The following is a 14,565-nucleotide window of genomic DNA, read 5'->3' as shown; positions in this document are numbered from 1 at the left end:
CCCGGCCTGCACAAGCGGATCGAAGTCATAACGAAGGTGCGAAAGCTGGCATCCGCGCGGAAGGCTGGGGATACCGCCCGGCCGCCCTTGTGCCGCGCCAGGGGGCAGCGCCCCCAAGCGACCGGCCCGGCCAGAGCAAAGCGGAGGCCGGGCGAATGGACAGGATCAGGATATGGGAAGGGGCTGGCCTGAAACCCTGCCATCCTGATCGCATCTTCATCTGGTGAGCAAAGAGTGTAGTATGCCGATACTGTCAGAGTAGTTGGCGAGGCGGCTTCGCCATGACCGAAGAACGCAATCGGGAGATTCTAAGACGCCGGCGAGCTGGCGAGACCTTTCCGGCCCTAGCACGGGATTACCGGATCTCGCGTGAACGTGTGCGCCAGATAGTCGAGCGGGAGGACAGGAGAGAACAGCGCCAGACGGAATTGGCCGAGGCTGACAGCCGCCCGGATCAACCGAACCCCCTGCATCTGGAACCGCATGAGCGAAGAATCCTTGCCGAGTTTTGCGGCAAGGCGGACTTCACGCCGGATGATGTCCAGGAGCGCGGTTTCTGGCGAGGCAATTTCCGTTGCGATGACAGGGCGTGGCGCGCAATCGTGAAATGGATGGCACTCGCCGGCAAGGAACCCACTAAGCCGCCGGGCATGTGGACGATTGAGGAATGGCAGCAGCACGATTTTGGTCGTGTGCGTAGGCGCTCGTAAACGGATGCAGTTCGCCTATTCAGGCTTGCAGAACAGCGCCCGAAACAGTTGCTCCGACCGCTCCGCACCTTCATCGGTCAAGATGACGGATTTCATCTTGCTGACAGGATTACCGATGTAACCCTTTTCGTGCAGCCGGTTCATGGCGTCCCAATCGAAGCTCTTCCACGAGCGCCCGTCGCGGTCGAGCGACAGGAACAGCAGGGCCAAGATTGCATCGTCAACCTTTTCCTTGTCGATTTCCATCCGCCAATACCTCGCGTCGTTTCATGATGTGCGCCACGCACAAAAGATCATTGGCAGCGTAACCGCCGTCAATCGTCTATTTAGTAGGGTCATGGAGGGCGATGGAGTAGACATAGTTCTCATCGCTATCCCGCACGGCCCGCCATCATTCCTGTAAGCCTTTGAATGGCATGACAGCGCCGCCCATTACCGCACTCCACCAGACGGTGCGGCGAACCGTCGTTTCCACGCCAGAGCCCGATGCCCTGCCGACAATTCATCCCTAGACCGGCAACCGCGCACCTTCTGTCCGGGGGCATGAAACCGTTATGGCCGGTCCGGTCGGTGCGCCGAAGCTAAGGCGAGGAAGGGCCTCTGTTGATCGCCTGCGCCCCAAGCATGGGGGCCCGGTTGACGACGATAGGTCAGCACCTGCGTCTCGCCTCCCATGTTGAGGCTGGCGGGAATGGGCCGGGAGCACGTATATCCTTATAGCAGCATAGCTGCGTATCCTATAGCAGCGCCCATGTGCTTTTCCTGCTGGATGAGGGCTGATTCCAATTGCGTGACCGCGTGCACGACATCGATGGCGGCTTGCTGCTTGCCCTCGATGCTCTGTTGAAAGAGCAGAATGTTACACATGCTGCGGCCCGGCTCGGCATCTCGCAGCCGGCCTTGTCGGCGCGTCTCACGCGCCTGAGGCAGCTGTTCGATGATCCTCTCCTCATTCCGGCGGCCTCTGGACGGGGGATGGTTCCGACACCCCACGCGACGGCCATTCAGCCTGAGCTGGCCAGGATCATCGAACAGCTGCGGGACTTCGCCAATCTCGCGCAGGTTTTCGCCCCGGCCACAAGCACCAGGGTGTTCCGGATCGCCGCCACGGACAATCCCGCTGCGCTCCTTGCCCCGGACCTTGTCCCTCTGCTCAAGGCCAAGGCGCCTCATCTTCGGCTGGCCTTCGTTGTTCCGAACAAGGGGCAAGTCGCCGCCGACCTCGCAGAGGGGAATGTGGATATCTTCATCGGCGCGGCGGGCGATGTCCCGGACGGCCTGATCAGCAGGACGCTGTTCGACGAGGAATTCGTCACGGCCCAGAGGCGGCAGCACCCGCGAGGAAACAGACCCTTCACGCTCGACGAATTCTGCGCCCTGGATCATCTCCTGATCTCGACCAGCGGCGGCAGCTTCACGGGCATGATCGATCAGGCCCTGGCCGCTCTTGGGCGGGAGCGCCGCGTCTCCGTGTCGGTCCAGAATTATGCGCTGGCCCCCTTGGTGCTGATGAACAGCGACTGCATCTGCACCTTGCCACGCCGTTTCCTGCAGCGCTTCAACACCACGCTCGACCTGCTCGATCCCCCCTTGGAACTGCCCCGCTTCCAGATGAGTGCGTTCTGGCATCAGCGTATGAGCAGCGATGCTGCTCATACGTGGCTGCGGGAACAGATATTCGCCGCCGCGAGAATCCAGGGGCGTTCCTAGAGCGCTTTTCGTTCTGATGAAATCAGACGAAAAGCGCGATGAGCCCACGCGGCGTTTGAGCGGCCCCGTGAGGGGCGCGTCACGCAGAGGTTAGAGCCGGTTCCGTTCGAACGGAACCGGCTCTAACCCGCTCTCCTCCGTGATTCCGGCGGCGGGTGCTGCCGGAGGAAATCCCTACCGGCCTGCGCGGTTCCGGTACTCGACCGGATGCCAGGAATAGGACTCGCCCCCTTCGGAGCGGACATATCCCACGCCCGGAAAGGGAAGATGCGGCGCGGCGATCAGTTGACGCGTCCTGGCAAGGTCGGCGAGGGCCGCCTTGCGTGTCGCTTCCGCCGCGTCAGGGTCGACGTCGTAGAGGATCGTGACGGAGGGCTGGGGAAGCTGGACGGAGGCGACATGGAGGATATCGCCGACGAAAACGATCGTTTCCCCCTTGCTCGTCACCGTGAAGAACGCGCTTCCCGGCGTATGGCCGGGATGGATCGTGGCCAGGATTCCGGGCAGAATCGTCTCGTTGTCCTGGAAGGTCTTGACCTTGCCGGCCCTCTCATAGACCCCGACCGTCTGCTCCGCTTCGTCAAAATACTGCCGGGCGTATCCCGTCTTCTCGGAATTCGAGGCATCCAGAAAGAAGGACAGTTCGGGAGCGCTGACATGGACGATCGCATTGGGGAATGCCGCCTTGCCATCCAGCACGAGCCCTCCGGTATGGTCGGTATGGATATGGGTGAGCAGGATATCCGTGATGTCGCCCGGAGACACGCCGATGGCGGCGAGACTGTCGAAGAGCTTGCCGCCATTACCGGGGCCGAACAGTTGGCCCGAGCCCACATCGACAAGAATGCGCCGGTCGCCCTCCTCGATGAGATAGGCATTGATGGAAGCCTCGACGGGATTGGACTGGAAGGAGCGCGCAAGCAATCCGTCCACTTCCTCGGGCGACGCTCCTGTCAGCAATTGGTGCAGGTCTTGCGGGACAGTCCCATCAGAAAGGGCGACGATCTTCATATCCCCGAGCGGGAAGGTGTAGTGGTCGGCGACCTGGACGTAGCCGGCAATTGCTGCGGAAGATACGGTTTCCGCAAAGGCGGGGGCAGTACCAACAAGCGCCAGAACCACCGCAGTGCTTGCAAGAAATGAGCGGAGTTTCATCAGAACCCTCTTTCGACTGCTGAACGCGATGGGCCTGACTTAAAGGCTGCGGAAAGCCGATGGAAATCGCTTCGCCCGATGAGACCTATCCGGAAAATTTATACGTCCCGCGACATGCGCCCCCTTCGCGCGCATGTCGCATTTTCCATGGCGTATCAGGCGGATAGGCCTCCTGTAAGAAAGCTCAATACAATTCCGTCTTGAGGCCGTGCTGGTAGGTGTCTTCGATGACCGCCGCCGTTTCCTCCGGCAATTTGACGATGTCCTGGATGATCTTGCCGGTTTTCGGAAAACCGCTTACATCGGGCCAGCTTTCCGGCATCCAGATCCCGGATCGGCGAAAAGCCTTGCCGCAATGGAAATAGACTTCCGCGACGCTGATGCGGATCACGAGCTTGGGTGTCTTGCCGTTCTCGGAAAACAACGACAGCAATTGGGGGGCCCGGGAAAGTTCCGCGACCCCGTTGATGCGCAGGAACGAATCCAGCTTCGGCACCATGAACAACACGCCGCAACGCGGATTGCGCAGCAGGTTTGTCATCGTTTCGAGCTTGTTGTTCCCGGGCCAATCGGGAAGGGCGATCGTCTTCTGATCAAGGACGCGGACAAAGCCCGGTGTCCCGCCACGGGGCGACGCATCGAAGCCCTCATCCGTTCCCGATGCGAAACAGATGAAGGGAGCCAGCGCGATGTAGTGAATAGCATGTTCGTGCAGATAGGGCTGCTTGACCTTCAGGATCATGTCCGCAGGCATGTCATAGAGTTCGCGCAGCTGTTCGACAGTGCTGACGACGTTAGGGTCGGAAGCATTCATGAGGTCCACCTCTTTCCACTGATCGCGAGCCGGCAGGGCAGTCCTCGGGCCGGATCAGCACGGCCGCATTCACATGAGTCCCACCACTCTAACCTTGTTAGGGTAAATCTAACGGTGTTAGAGTTTCAAGAGGGAGATGCCATGAGCCAGAGAAAAATCGATCGGAACAGCATTGTGATGGCCGCGCTCGCCGCACTCGACGAAGTCGGGATCGAGGGGTTGAGCATGCGCATGCTCGCCGAAAGGCTGAAGGTCCAGGCCCCCACTCTCTATTGGCATTTCGCCTCGAAGGATGCGCTGCTCGACGCGATGGCGGACGCCATCATCGCCCCGGCGCTCGACGCCCGCCTCCAGGAGGGGGCGGACATCTTCACCGTGGCGCGGGCCTTCCGCGCAGCCCTGCTGACATATCGCGACGGGGCGCAGGTCTTTGCCGGGCGCTACGAAGCCAGCGAAAACGTGCTCGTGCTTGGGGAATGGTGGCTGGATCGCCTCGTGCGGGCGGGCCTGGAGCCGGACAAGGCGGTCCACCAGCTCTTCAACCTCTCGGCCTTCATCATCGGATTCTGCATCGAAGAGCAACGTTTCCACGAAAAATGGCCCGAAGGCAAACCGGACCAGGAGACGCTTGCGCTCTTCAGATCCTCCCGCTTCGAGAAATTTCCGCTCCTGGCCGCGTATGCCGCTTCCCTCTTGAGCGGCAGCTTCGATGAGCGTTTCGAGGTCGCCCTCCAGATGTATAGCCAGGCCATCGGACAGCCCGGCGCGGCTTAGCAGGCTGCGGAAAAACGCCCATAGCTCCAATTTCCCGTCATCCCCGCGAAAACGGGGATCCAAGGTGGGGCATCGCATGGTCGGTGGGCTATGGCGATCCCGCAGCCTTCCGCAAGGTCTTCCAGAAGCTGACCGGCCTGCCGCCGAATCTCTTTCGCCAGCGCTTCGGGATCCGCCTCTCGGAACAAGGGCCTCATCGGGCATGAAAGCTCATCTCAAACAATGAGCAGTTCATGCCATGAAGCCGGCTTCACTCCTGGAACGGCGCTATGTTTTCACGGTGGCGGGATCGATCGCGCTGTCGAGGAACGCGCGCATCAATGTCGCCACCTCCTCCGCATGCGTTTCCAGCGCGAAATGCCCGGCGTCGAGCAGATGAACCCTCGCATCCGGAAGGTCTCGCTGATAAGCGACGGCGCCGGCGGGCAGAAACGCCGGATCATGACGTCCCCAGACAGCGAGAAGCGGCGGACGGTGCTCGCGAAAATAGGATTGGAAGGCCGGATAGAGCGCGACGTTGCTGTGATAGTTGAGGATCAGATCGAGCTGGATCTCCTCCGCACCCGGCCGCGCCATGTAGGCGATGTCGAGTTCGTAGCCGTCGGGCGACAAAAGGTCCGGATTGGCTCCGGTGCCATACTGCCAGTTCCGGATCGTGTCCGGCGCGAGCGAGGGGCGGCATGCTTCTCGGTTCACGGCGTTCGGCTCGCGCCAATAGGCCTCCCACGGCCCCCATTCATCGCTGAACCCCTCGACATAGGCGTTGCCGTTCTGCGAGATGATCGCGGATACCCGTTCAGGATGGCGCATCGCCAGACGCAGGCCCACCGGCGCTCCGTAGTCGAAGATATAGAGCGCGTAGCGATCGAGCGACATGGCCTCCGTGAAGCCCTCGATCACATCGGCAAGGCGGTCGAAAGTGTAGTCGAACGTCCCGCGCGGCGGAGCCTTGGTCTGTCCGAAACCGGGCAGGTCCGGCGCGATGAGCCGAAAACGATCCGCAAGAAGAGGGATCAGGTCTCGAAACATGTGGCTCGCGGTCGGAAAGCCGTGCAGCAGCAGGATCACCGGCGCGTCCCTTGACCCCGCCTCGCGGTAGAAAACGTCGACGTCGCCGACATGTTGGACCCCATAGCGTGTTGTCATCATACAATCCTTTCATCTTTCGATGAAAGCTAGTGTATTTCTGTATCCGGTATAATTAGGGAATCTTGTAAGGCTTAGTTTCAGAATTGGAAATACTGATGGACCGTCTCGAAGCGATGTCGATATTTGTCGCGATCGTTGACACCGGCTCACTCGCAGCCGCCGCCCGCAAGCTCGGCTATTCTCCGGCGTCGGTGACACGGGCCGTCGCACGTCTCGAGGCGAGCGCTGGTGAACGGCTTCTTGTGCGTACGACGCGGCGCTTTTCTGTCACCGAGGCCGGTGCCCGCCATGCCGCGACATACAGGCTCATTCTCGAAGAACTCGCCCATCTGGAAACGCGATCGCGAGACATCGCTATCAGCGGCAGCGTGGTCGTCACGACACCGGAATTGTTCGGGCGCCTGAATGTGATGCCTGTCGTCGAGAGCTTTTTGGCCGCGCATCCCCATGTGCAGGTTCGCGTGCTCCTCCTGAACCGCATGGTCGACCTTACCGGAGAGGGCGTGGACGTCGCCGTTCGCCTTGCGGATCTGCCGGACTCGTCCATGACGGCGGTCAGGATCGGCGAGGTGCGCAGACTGACTTGCGCCGCTCCAGCCTATCTCGCCCAACACCCGCCGCCGGAACATCCCTCGGACTTGCTGGAGCATTGGTGCATCGGATTGAACGAAGCCGGAGCCCAGGAGCTTTGGCGTTATCGCGAGGGCGCCTCTGCACGCCGCGTTCGCTCGGTCCGGGTGACATGCCGCCTCGCGCTGAACAGCGCAGCTGCGGCGATCGAGGCCGCCGAGCGGGGAATGGGGATCGTGCGCCCCTTATCCTATCAGGTTGAACGGCAGATCGCGGACGGGTCTCTGGTTCCCCTTCTTCAAGATTACGAACCCGAGCCGATTCCGGTGCATCTGGTCTTCCAGCCGCGTCGGGGCAGTGGTGGCGCCGTACGCGCTTTCATCGACCATGCCGTGCCACGACTGCGACGGGCATTCGGCGGATCTCTGCGCCTGTAATCCTGGCCCTGAAGGATTTCTCAACGGACGCCTTGCCTTTTATTCTGAACGACCGAAGCCTCCCGGTGGCGCCACAAAGGCGCCTCCCCTCTCTCCTCCCTCCTCCACCAAACCTTCCCTGTCCCTTCGCAGATGCTCGACCAGGGCCCTGAGCTTGGGTGCCAGGTTGCGGCGGCTTGGATAGTAGAGGTAGAAGCCGGGGAAAGGGGGGCAGTATTCCTCGAGTACCCGTTCGAGTTCGCCGCGGTCGAGCCAGGGGCGGAAGCTGTCCTCGATGCCGCCGGTGATGCCGGCACCGGCAAGGGCCAGCTTGATCATCAGCGCCATGTCGTTGGTCGTGATCTCGGGCGCCACGGAGACGCTGAATTCCTTGCCGTTCTCGGTGAATTCCCACCGATAAGGGGCGGCCTTGGGCGCGGGGCGCCAGCCGATGCAGCGATGGGCGGCCAGTTCGCGGGGATGTGACGGCGTCCCGAAACGCATGCGGTAGGCGGGCGCGCAGACAGCGATCTGCCGTACCTCGCCGCCGACCGGAACGGCGATCATGTCCTGCTCGATCACCTCGCCGAGTCTGACGCCGGCATCATATCCCGCCGCGACGATGTCGAATTCCTCGTCCGTGACGGTGATGTCGAGCTGGATCTCGGGATGGGCCTCGGCGAAGCGCGCGAGGAAGGGGCCCGACAGGAAGCGTTCGGCAATCGAGGAGACCGCCAGGCGCAATTGCCCGCGCGGACGTCCACGCAGATTGCCAACGGCCTCGATCGCCGTCCGCATCTCCGCCAAAGCGGGCGTCAGATCCGAATAGAGACGCTCGCCCTCCTCGGTCAGGCTGACGCTGCGCGTCGTGCGCCGGACGAGCGCGATCCCCAGGCTCTCCTCCAGCCGCCGGATGGTCTGGCTGACCGCCGAGCGGGTGACGCCCATGCGGCCGGCAGCGGCACGGAAGCTCTTTTCCTCCGCCACCAGGGCGAAGACCGCGAAGGCGTTGAAGTCCGGCTGCATTGGTTAGAATCTCTTCCCAGCGTGGTCGTATATTGTCGTCTTATCGCGACAATGGGGCAGAACTATCTTCGTGGCAACCGCTGCATGGCGGCCCTCTTCTCAACCGCGAAGGAAGAATGTCATGTCCCTCGACAAGGTCATCCTCATTACCGGCGCATCGAGCGGCATCGGCGCCGCCATTGCCCGCGAACTTGGCGCTGCCGGCGCGAAACTTATGCTCGGCGCGCGCCGCACCGATCGGCTCGAAAGCTTAGCCAAAGAGATCAACGGAAAAGGCGGCACGGCCCTGACCCACCGCCTGGACGTCACCAGCCGCGAGGATGTCGCCGCCTTCGCCGAGGCGGCGCGCCAGGCCTTCGGCCGCGTCGACGTGATCGTCAACAATGCCGGCATCATGCCGCTCTCGCCCCTGGCCTCTCTGAAGGTCGAGGAATGGGACCGCATGGTCGACGTCAACATCAAGGGCGTGCTCTACGGCATCGCGGCGGTGCTGCCCGAGATGACCGCCAGAGGCTCGGGCCATGTCGTCAACATCGCCTCGATCGGCGCATTGGTGGTCTCGCCCACCGCCTCAGTCTATTGCGCCACAAAATTCGCCGTGCGGGCGATCTCCGACGGCTTGCGGCAGGAGCACGACAATATCCGAGTCACCTGTATCCATCCCGGAGTCGTCGAGAGCGAACTGGCCGACACGATCACCGATCCGGTGGCGGCCGAGGCGATGAAGACCTTTCGCGCCATCGCCTTGCAGCCGGATGCCATCGCCCGCGCCGTGCGCTTCGCCATCGAGCAGCCCGCCGATGTCGATGTCAGCGAAATCGTCGTCCGCCCGACGGCCAGCAAATAGGAGGCGAAGATATGATTTCCGTATCGGCGCTCTAGCGGATACTGACCACCTCGATCTCCGCGCTACGGTCCAGGACGGTCACCGCCACGTCGTTGATATGGCGCTTCAACTGGATGTCGATGCTACCCGCGTTCAGGCGCAGGCCCCGGATCGTCACCTCGTCGAGACAGCGCGGCAGCACGGGGCGTTCGAAGCAGACCACGCCGCTCTCCGGCTTGATTCGCAACCCCAGGCAGGCCTGGAGCAGCGCCAACGGCGCCACCGCCGCCCAGGCCTGGGGGATGCAGGCCACGGGATAGAGGGTCGGCCCTCGTCCCGGCCGCCGGGCGAAGCCGCAGAACAATTCGGGCAGGCGCCGCAGATCCATATGGCTCGCCGCTTCGAAGAGGCCGTCGAGTAGGCGGGCGGCGTCGTTCATCAGGCCGTAGCGCGCGAAGCCCAGCGCGATCAGGGCGTTGTCATGCGGCCAGACGGAGCCGTTGTGATAGCTCATGGGATTGTAGCGGGACTGGCCGGCAGCGATCGTGCGGATGCCCCAGCCGCAGAAGGAACGGCTGTCCATCAGGGTGGAGGCGACGCGCCTCGCCCGTTCCGGGGCGGCGATGCCGGTGAACAGCGCATGGCCGGCATTGGAGGAGACGACGCGGCAAGGCCGCTTGTCGCCGTCCAGCGCCAGGACATAAGTCCCCAGCTCCTCGTCCCAGAAGCTGGCCTCGAAACGCTCCCGCAGGGCCTCGGCCTGCAATTCCAGCTGCGTGCCCTGCCCGACCTCGCCCAAGGCGCGGGCGAGCGCGGCGGCGGCTTGCTTCGCGGCATAGACATAGCCCTGCACCTCGACCAGGGCGATCGGCCCCCGCGCCAATTGGCCGTCCGCGTGGAAGATGGAATCATGGCTGTCCTTCCAGCCCTGATTGGCCAAGCCCTGCTCCGTGCGGCGGCCGTATTCGACGAAGCCGTCGCCGTCCCGGTCACCATATCGGTCGATCCAGGACAGCGCCGCCTGGATATTGGGCCAGATGGTCCGGATGGTCTCCAGATCGCCTGTGCGCTGGTAATAGGCCCCGGCGAGAACGATGAAGAGCGGCGTCGAATCGACACTGCCGTAATAGCGGCGGAAGGGGACCTCGCCCAGGGCCGCCATCTCGCCCTGGCGCGTCTCGTGAAGGATCTTCCCGGGTTCGGCATCCGCCTCCGGGTCCTCCGTCGCCGCCTGGCGCGCCGCCAGGAAGCGCAGGACGCCACGGCTGAGATCGGGGTCCATCCACAGGCATTCCAGCGCCGTGATGATCGCATCCCGCCCGAAGGCGGTGCTGAACCAGGGTATCCCGGCATAGGGGAAAGGCCCTTCCGGCGTGTCCGTGACCAGCATGCGCAGATCGGCCACGGCACGCCGCGCCACCTCGTTGAAGATCTCGTTCGAGGTCGCCACGGCGGTCATGCGGGACGAGGAATCGCGCAAGGCGTGGCGGGCCTCGCGCAGGCCGGAGCGAAACAGCCGGGCGGGCGAGGCGCTGCGGTCCGGCTCGGCGAAGGTGATCTCGATGAAGATCGTGCAATTGCCATGCGGCGGCAGCGTGATGTCGAAGGAGGCATTCTCCGCGCTCAGCCGGTCGGGGACCGGCTCGAAGCGCAGGCAGGTCAGGCGCTGTCTCCCGTCCAGCCCGGTATAGCGGAGGACGACGGCATCCTCGTCGACACTGGGGGAAGCCATCGTCCCCCGCTTCTTGCGGACATTGCCGCGCACCTCGAAGAGGTCGGCGAAATCGGCGGCGAAATGCAGATCGAGCCGCAGTTGCTGCTTCGCGCCCGAGAAATTGCGGATGCCCAGCCGCTCGAAACAGGCCCCGCGCCAGAGGAACTTCGTCCGCCTGACATGCACCAGGTCGTGCTCCAGGACCAGTTCACCATCCCGGTAGATGTCCGGGTTGGTCAGGTCGCAGGTGAGCGTGGCGTTGTCGGCCCGCAGCGTCGAGCTCAGCATCAGAGGCCGGGCCCCGTGCAATGTCAGGTCCATATGCGAGAGATGCCGGGTATCGGAATGAAACAGCCCCTCCGGACTGCCCGGCCCGGAAACGATGTCGCCGTTATGGTCGAAGACCGCAAAGGTATCGCCATGCTTCAAGGTGCGCGGCCGCCGCTCCTGCAGGGAGGCGGTGGCCGGGATGTAGAAGACGGGCGTGCCCCCCGGCATCGTACCGAGTTCGCCCTGGGGCAGGGTCTGGGTCATGGAACCTCCTCCGCCGTTCCGTCACGCGACCTGAAGCGGCTGCCGGGAAGGCTCCGTCAGCGAGCGATAGATCGCCAGGTAATCCCGCGCCATCCTCTCGGCGGAGAATCGCTTCTCGAAGCGACGGCGCACTTCCAGCCGGCTCAACTCGTCCAGGCGGTCCAGCGCCTGGACGGCTTCCTCGACCGTTTCCACGATGAAGCCGGTCAGCCCGTGCTCGATCACCTCGGGGACGGAGCCGCGGCGGAAGGCGATCACGGGGGTACCGCAGGCCATCGCCTCGATCATGACCAGGCCGAAGGGTTCGGGCCAATCGATGGGGAACAGCAGCGCCCGGGCATTGCCCAGGAAAGCGCTCTTCTCGGACTCGCCGATCTCGCCGATGAATTCGACCAGCGGGTCGTCCAGCAGGGGCCGGATGCGGCTTTCGAAATAGTCGCGGTCGGCCTCGTCCACCTTCGCCGCCATCTTGAGGGGCAGCCCGCTCCGCCGCGCGATCTCAATCGCCAGATCGGGACGCTTCTCCGGCGAGATCCGGCCGAGGAAGGCGAGATAACCCTCGCGCGGGAAGGGCGTGAAGGTCAGAAGATCGCGCGGCAGGCCGTGATGGACGGTGCCCACCCAATTGCCGGGGGGCATCGGGCGGCGCTGGTCGTCGGAAATCGATACCAGCGGGAAGTCCGGGAAGCTGCGATAGAAGGGCTGCAGGTCGGGCAGGTCCAGCCGCCCGTGCAGCGTCGTCACGGTCCGCTGCGCGATCTCCCGGAAGGTCGGAAAATGCATCAAGTCAATGTGGAAGTGCAGAATATCGAAGTCGCCTGCCCGGCGGCGGACCTCCTCGATCATGGTCAGGATATGGGGAACCGGGTCGCGGACATCCGGGTCGAGGCGAAGCGCCTTCGGAGAGCACGGCACCAGCGTCGCAGCGGTCTCGGAATCGCCGCTGGCGAACAAGGTGACGTCATGTCCCTGGCGGACGAGTTCCTCGGTGAGATAGGAGACGATCCGCTCGGTCCCGCCATACAGCTTGGGAGGGACGGCCTCGGCCAGCGGGGCAATCTGCGCGATCTTCATCGGCAATACTCCTCTTTCAAGCAAGCATCAACGTGAAGACCGGTCACCGCCCTCGGTCGAGCAGCGGCGAGCACGGCGGCAAATATCTAAGGGGATCCGCCGCCTCCGCAAGCCTAGCCATCCTGGATGGATGCCCTGCAGGACCGGGGGAATAGCGAGGAAAAGCTATCCGGCCGGGGCTCCATCTTCGGCATGGAACATCCTCATCCAGTCCATGCTGCCGCTCACGGGCCTGTATTCCGCGCCGAACCGGCCCGCATAGCCGAGCCGCCGGAGTGCTGGCAGGAGCCAAGCGTAATCGACCTCGCCGTGGTCGGGCTCGGCACGATCGGGCGCCGAAGCGAACTGGACATGTCCGATCAGGTCCTTGTGGCGCAGGAAGGTGCCGATCAACTCGCCGCCCAGACGCTGCTGGTGGTAGCAATCGAACATGATCTTCAGATTGGGCGCCCCGACCGTTTCAATGACGGCGCGGGCCGTCTGGATGGAATTCAGGAAATAGTCCGGGGCGTCATGAGGGTTCAGCGGCTCGATCAGGATACCGATGCCATGTGCGCCCGCCAGTTCGGCGGCGAAACGCAGATTGGCGACGAAGGTCGCCGTTTCGGCCCCATGCCCCTTCCTGCCCGCCATGACATGGACATTGGCCGCGCCGATCGCCGCCGCGTACTCCACGGCCTGGCGGATGACGGCGCGGGCCTCCTCTTCGCGGCCGGACAAGGCCGCAAGCCCGTTCTCGCCGCGCGCCAGATCGCCCCGCAAGGTATTGATGCCGACCATCGGCAGGCCGGTGGCATCGAGCGCCGCCTTGATCTCCGCCGGATCGAAATCATAAGGCCAATGGCATTCCACGGCGGAAAAACCGGCCGCCTTGGCCGCGAGAATGGCCTCGGGCAGCGGCCGGTCGGTAAAGAGAAAGCCCAAATTCGCCGAAAGCGCCACCATCTGTCCCCCTCCGCATGACCAGAAGGACGGCCGATGGCGTTCCGCTCAATGGTCGCACGGCCTGCCCCATGGCAGGGTCGCCGGATTCACGGCCAAGGACAAGAGGCTTGGTATTCCCTCACGGTTTCGAAACCGCCGCGACGAATTTTTCGGCATGGATGCGCTTGGCCGGTACGCCTGCCGCCGTCAGCCGCCGCCGGGCCTCGTCGATCATCGCGGGTGGGCCGCAGAGATAGGCGTCGCTTTCCCGCGCGACGGACAGAATTTCCGCCTCGAGGAAATCGGTGACGAAGCCGCAAGGGCCCGTCCAATCGCCTGCCGGCGCCTCCTTCACGATCCGGTGAACCGTCAGCCAGTCGCCGAAAGCGGCCAGTTCCTCTTCCGCGAACAGCTCTTCCGGGCGGTTGGCGCCGTAAAGCAGCGTCCCCGGCGGCGGCGCATCGATGCTCTGGGCGATCTGCCGCACCATGCTGAGCATGGGCGCGAGGCCGGTTCCCCCGGCCACCATCAGGACCGGCCGGACCGGGGGGCGCAGGAAGAACTGGCCCAGCGGGCCGAAAAGCTGGATCGCATCGCCCGGCCTGGCCCGCTCGCGCAGATAATCGCTCATCTCGCCCCGGGGCAGCAGCCGGACGAAAAATTCCAGTTCCTCGGCCTGTCCCGGTGCATTGGCGAAGGAATAGCTGCGAGTTCCCGCCATCCCCGGCCCGGCGATATTGGCATATTGCCCGGGCAGGAAAGGCGGGAAGCCCTCCTCGGGGCGGATGACCAGCCGCATCACGTCCTCGGCGGCGCGTTCCACCGTCTGCAGCCTGCCGGTAACGGCGGCCTTTTCCCGTTGTTCGGCGTCGTAGGGGAACTGGATCACCACATCCGAGGCGGGGCGGAACTGGCAGGTCAGGATGAAGCCTTCCTCGACCTCCTGGTCCGACAGGGCTTCGTCGCTGAAATCGCCCAGGTCGCCCTGCCCGCTGCACAAGGTCGCCTTGCACACGCCACAGCCGCCTTCGCGGCAATCGGTTTCCAGCGACAGGCCCGCGCGCAGCGCCGCCTGATAGACGGTCTCGCTGGGACGGATGGACAGTTGCGCCGCATGGCCGTTCTCGAAGATGCAGGTGACGGTATGGCCCGTCTTCGTCTGATGCATG

At 63.7% G+C, this 14,565-nt stretch carries 14 protein-coding genes; 5 read left to right on the top strand and 9 right to left on the bottom strand.

Annotated elements, in window-relative coordinates; genetic code table 11:
* Positions 1-281: 281 nt before the first annotated feature.
* Positions 282-710, top strand: coding sequence for a Mor transcription activator family protein (locus EPD66_RS19905; protein WP_142850268.1), 429 nt, complete (start codon positions 282-284; stop codon positions 708-710).
* A gap of 15 nt (positions 711-725) precedes the next feature.
* On the opposite strand, the gene EPD66_RS19900 is transcribed toward EPD66_RS19905, so the two are convergent.
* A complete protein-coding gene (locus tag EPD66_RS19900; protein WP_142850267.1) occupies positions 726-956 on the bottom strand; it encodes a DUF6429 family protein in 231 nt (76 codons plus the stop codon).
* Between the two features lie 540 nt (positions 957-1,496).
* Here EPD66_RS19900 and EPD66_RS19895 point away from each other — a divergent pair.
* Positions 1,497-2,420, top strand: a complete 924-nt coding sequence (locus tag EPD66_RS19895; RefSeq protein WP_142850266.1) for a LysR family transcriptional regulator — start codon at positions 1,497-1,499, stop codon at positions 2,418-2,420.
* Between the two features lie 174 nt (positions 2,421-2,594).
* Here the strand turns inward: EPD66_RS19895 and EPD66_RS19890 are convergent, their stop codons facing one another.
* Both EPD66_RS19890 and EPD66_RS19885 read right to left on the bottom strand, forming a co-directional pair.
* The gene (locus EPD66_RS19890; protein ID WP_142850265.1) at positions 2,595-3,575 is read right to left on the bottom strand and encodes an MBL fold metallo-hydrolase; all 981 of its coding nucleotides are present in this window, start codon (positions 3,573-3,575) and stop codon (positions 2,595-2,597) included.
* A 184-nt stretch (positions 3,576-3,759) separates the two neighbouring features.
* Entirely contained in the window at positions 3,760-4,389 is a 630-nt protein-coding gene (locus tag EPD66_RS19885) for an MSMEG_1061 family FMN-dependent PPOX-type flavoprotein (RefSeq protein WP_142850264.1), read from the bottom strand.
* 141 nt (positions 4,390-4,530) lie between these two features.
* Between EPD66_RS19885 and EPD66_RS19880 the strand changes: the two genes are divergently transcribed.
* Positions 4,531-5,163 carry a TetR/AcrR family transcriptional regulator C-terminal domain-containing protein gene (locus EPD66_RS19880; protein WP_185961527.1) on the top strand — a complete coding sequence of 211 codons (633 nt, stop codon included), beginning with the start codon at positions 4,531-4,533 and terminating at the stop codon, positions 5,161-5,163.
* 267 nt (positions 5,164-5,430) lie between these two features.
* Here the strand turns inward: EPD66_RS19880 and EPD66_RS19870 are convergent, their stop codons facing one another.
* Positions 5,431-6,312: an alpha/beta fold hydrolase gene (locus tag EPD66_RS19870; protein ID WP_221931043.1), complete on the bottom strand. Its 882-nt coding sequence runs from the start codon at positions 6,310-6,312 to the stop codon at positions 5,431-5,433.
* Between the two features lie 95 nt (positions 6,313-6,407).
* Here EPD66_RS19870 and EPD66_RS19865 point away from each other — a divergent pair, with 95 nt between their 5' ends.
* Entirely contained in the window at positions 6,408-7,319 is a 912-nt protein-coding gene (locus tag EPD66_RS19865) for a LysR family transcriptional regulator (RefSeq protein WP_142850262.1), read from the top strand.
* A 39-nt stretch (positions 7,320-7,358) separates the two neighbouring features.
* Here EPD66_RS19865 and EPD66_RS19860 read toward each other — a convergent pair whose 3' ends face one another.
* The gene (locus EPD66_RS19860; protein WP_142850261.1) at positions 7,359-8,324 is read right to left on the bottom strand and encodes a LysR family transcriptional regulator; all 966 of its coding nucleotides are present in this window, start codon (positions 8,322-8,324) and stop codon (positions 7,359-7,361) included.
* A 121-nt stretch (positions 8,325-8,445) separates the two neighbouring features.
* Here EPD66_RS19860 and EPD66_RS19855 point away from each other — a divergent pair, with 121 nt between their 5' ends.
* The gene (locus EPD66_RS19855) at positions 8,446-9,171 is read left to right on the top strand and encodes an SDR family oxidoreductase (protein WP_142850260.1); all 726 of its coding nucleotides are present in this window, start codon (positions 8,446-8,448) and stop codon (positions 9,169-9,171) included.
* Between the two features lie 31 nt (positions 9,172-9,202).
* Here the strand turns inward: EPD66_RS19855 and EPD66_RS19850 are convergent, their stop codons facing one another.
* The 4 genes from EPD66_RS19850 to EPD66_RS19835 all read right to left on the bottom strand — a co-directional run bounded on the left by EPD66_RS19850 (position 9,203) and on the right by EPD66_RS19835 (position 14,564).
* A complete protein-coding gene (locus EPD66_RS19850; protein ID WP_142850259.1) occupies positions 9,203-11,398 on the bottom strand; it encodes an amylo-alpha-1,6-glucosidase in 2,196 nt (731 codons plus the stop codon).
* A 21-nt stretch (positions 11,399-11,419) separates the two neighbouring features.
* Positions 11,420-12,472, bottom strand: a complete 1,053-nt coding sequence (locus EPD66_RS19845) for a glycosyltransferase family 4 protein (RefSeq protein WP_142850258.1) — start codon at positions 12,470-12,472, stop codon at positions 11,420-11,422.
* A gap of 165 nt (positions 12,473-12,637) precedes the next feature.
* Entirely contained in the window at positions 12,638-13,417 is a 780-nt protein-coding gene (locus EPD66_RS19840; RefSeq protein WP_142850257.1) for a hydroxypyruvate isomerase family protein, read from the bottom strand.
* Positions 13,418-13,535: 118 nt separating this feature from the next.
* A complete protein-coding gene (locus tag EPD66_RS19835) occupies positions 13,536-14,564 on the bottom strand; it encodes a 2Fe-2S iron-sulfur cluster binding domain-containing protein (RefSeq protein WP_142850256.1) in 1,029 nt (342 codons plus the stop codon).
* Position 14,565 lies beyond the last annotated feature (1 nt).

Source organism: Telmatospirillum sp. J64-1 (assembly GCF_006980715.1).
Taxonomy (GTDB): domain Bacteria; phylum Pseudomonadota; class Alphaproteobacteria; order Rhodospirillales; family Magnetospirillaceae; genus Oleiliquidispirillum; species Oleiliquidispirillum nitrogeniifigens.
Note: the sequence above shows the minus strand (reverse complement) of the source record. Positions and strands in the feature narration are given on the sequence as shown.

What these genes read in the sequence shown, in the direction of transcription:
- EPD66_RS19905 (WP_142850268.1), top strand. Translation starts at nt 282, where the DNA reads ATGACCGAAGAACGCAATCGGGAGATTCTAAGACGCCGGCGAGCTGGC.
- EPD66_RS19900 (WP_142850267.1), bottom strand. Translation starts at nt 956, where the DNA reads ATGGAAATCGACAAGGAAAAGGTTGACGATGCAATCTTGGCCCTGCTG.
- EPD66_RS19890 (WP_142850265.1), bottom strand. Translation starts at nt 3,575, where the DNA reads ATGAAACTCCGCTCATTTCTTGCAAGCACTGCGGTGGTTCTGGCGCTT.
- EPD66_RS19885 (WP_142850264.1), bottom strand. Translation starts at nt 4,389, where the DNA reads ATGAATGCTTCCGACCCTAACGTCGTCAGCACTGTCGAACAGCTGCGC.
- EPD66_RS19880 (WP_185961527.1), top strand. Translation starts at nt 4,531, where the DNA reads ATGAGCCAGAGAAAAATCGATCGGAACAGCATTGTGATGGCCGCGCTC.
- EPD66_RS19870 (WP_221931043.1), bottom strand. Translation starts at nt 6,312, where the DNA reads ATGATGACAACACGCTATGGGGTCCAACATGTCGGCGACGTCGACGTT.
- EPD66_RS19865 (WP_142850262.1), top strand. Translation starts at nt 6,408, where the DNA reads ATGGACCGTCTCGAAGCGATGTCGATATTTGTCGCGATCGTTGACACC.
- EPD66_RS19860 (WP_142850261.1), bottom strand. Translation starts at nt 8,324, where the DNA reads ATGCAGCCGGACTTCAACGCCTTCGCGGTCTTCGCCCTGGTGGCGGAG.
- EPD66_RS19855 (WP_142850260.1), top strand. Translation starts at nt 8,446, where the DNA reads ATGTCCCTCGACAAGGTCATCCTCATTACCGGCGCATCGAGCGGCATC.
- EPD66_RS19850 (WP_142850259.1), bottom strand. Translation starts at nt 11,398, where the DNA reads ATGACCCAGACCCTGCCCCAGGGCGAACTCGGTACGATGCCGGGGGGC.
- EPD66_RS19845 (WP_142850258.1), bottom strand. Translation starts at nt 12,472, where the DNA reads ATGAAGATCGCGCAGATTGCCCCGCTGGCCGAGGCCGTCCCTCCCAAG.
- EPD66_RS19840 (WP_142850257.1), bottom strand. Translation starts at nt 13,417, where the DNA reads ATGGTGGCGCTTTCGGCGAATTTGGGCTTTCTCTTTACCGACCGGCCG.
- EPD66_RS19835 (WP_142850256.1), bottom strand. Translation starts at nt 14,564, where the DNA reads ATGCATCAGACGAAGACGGGCCATACCGTCACCTGCATCTTCGAGAAC.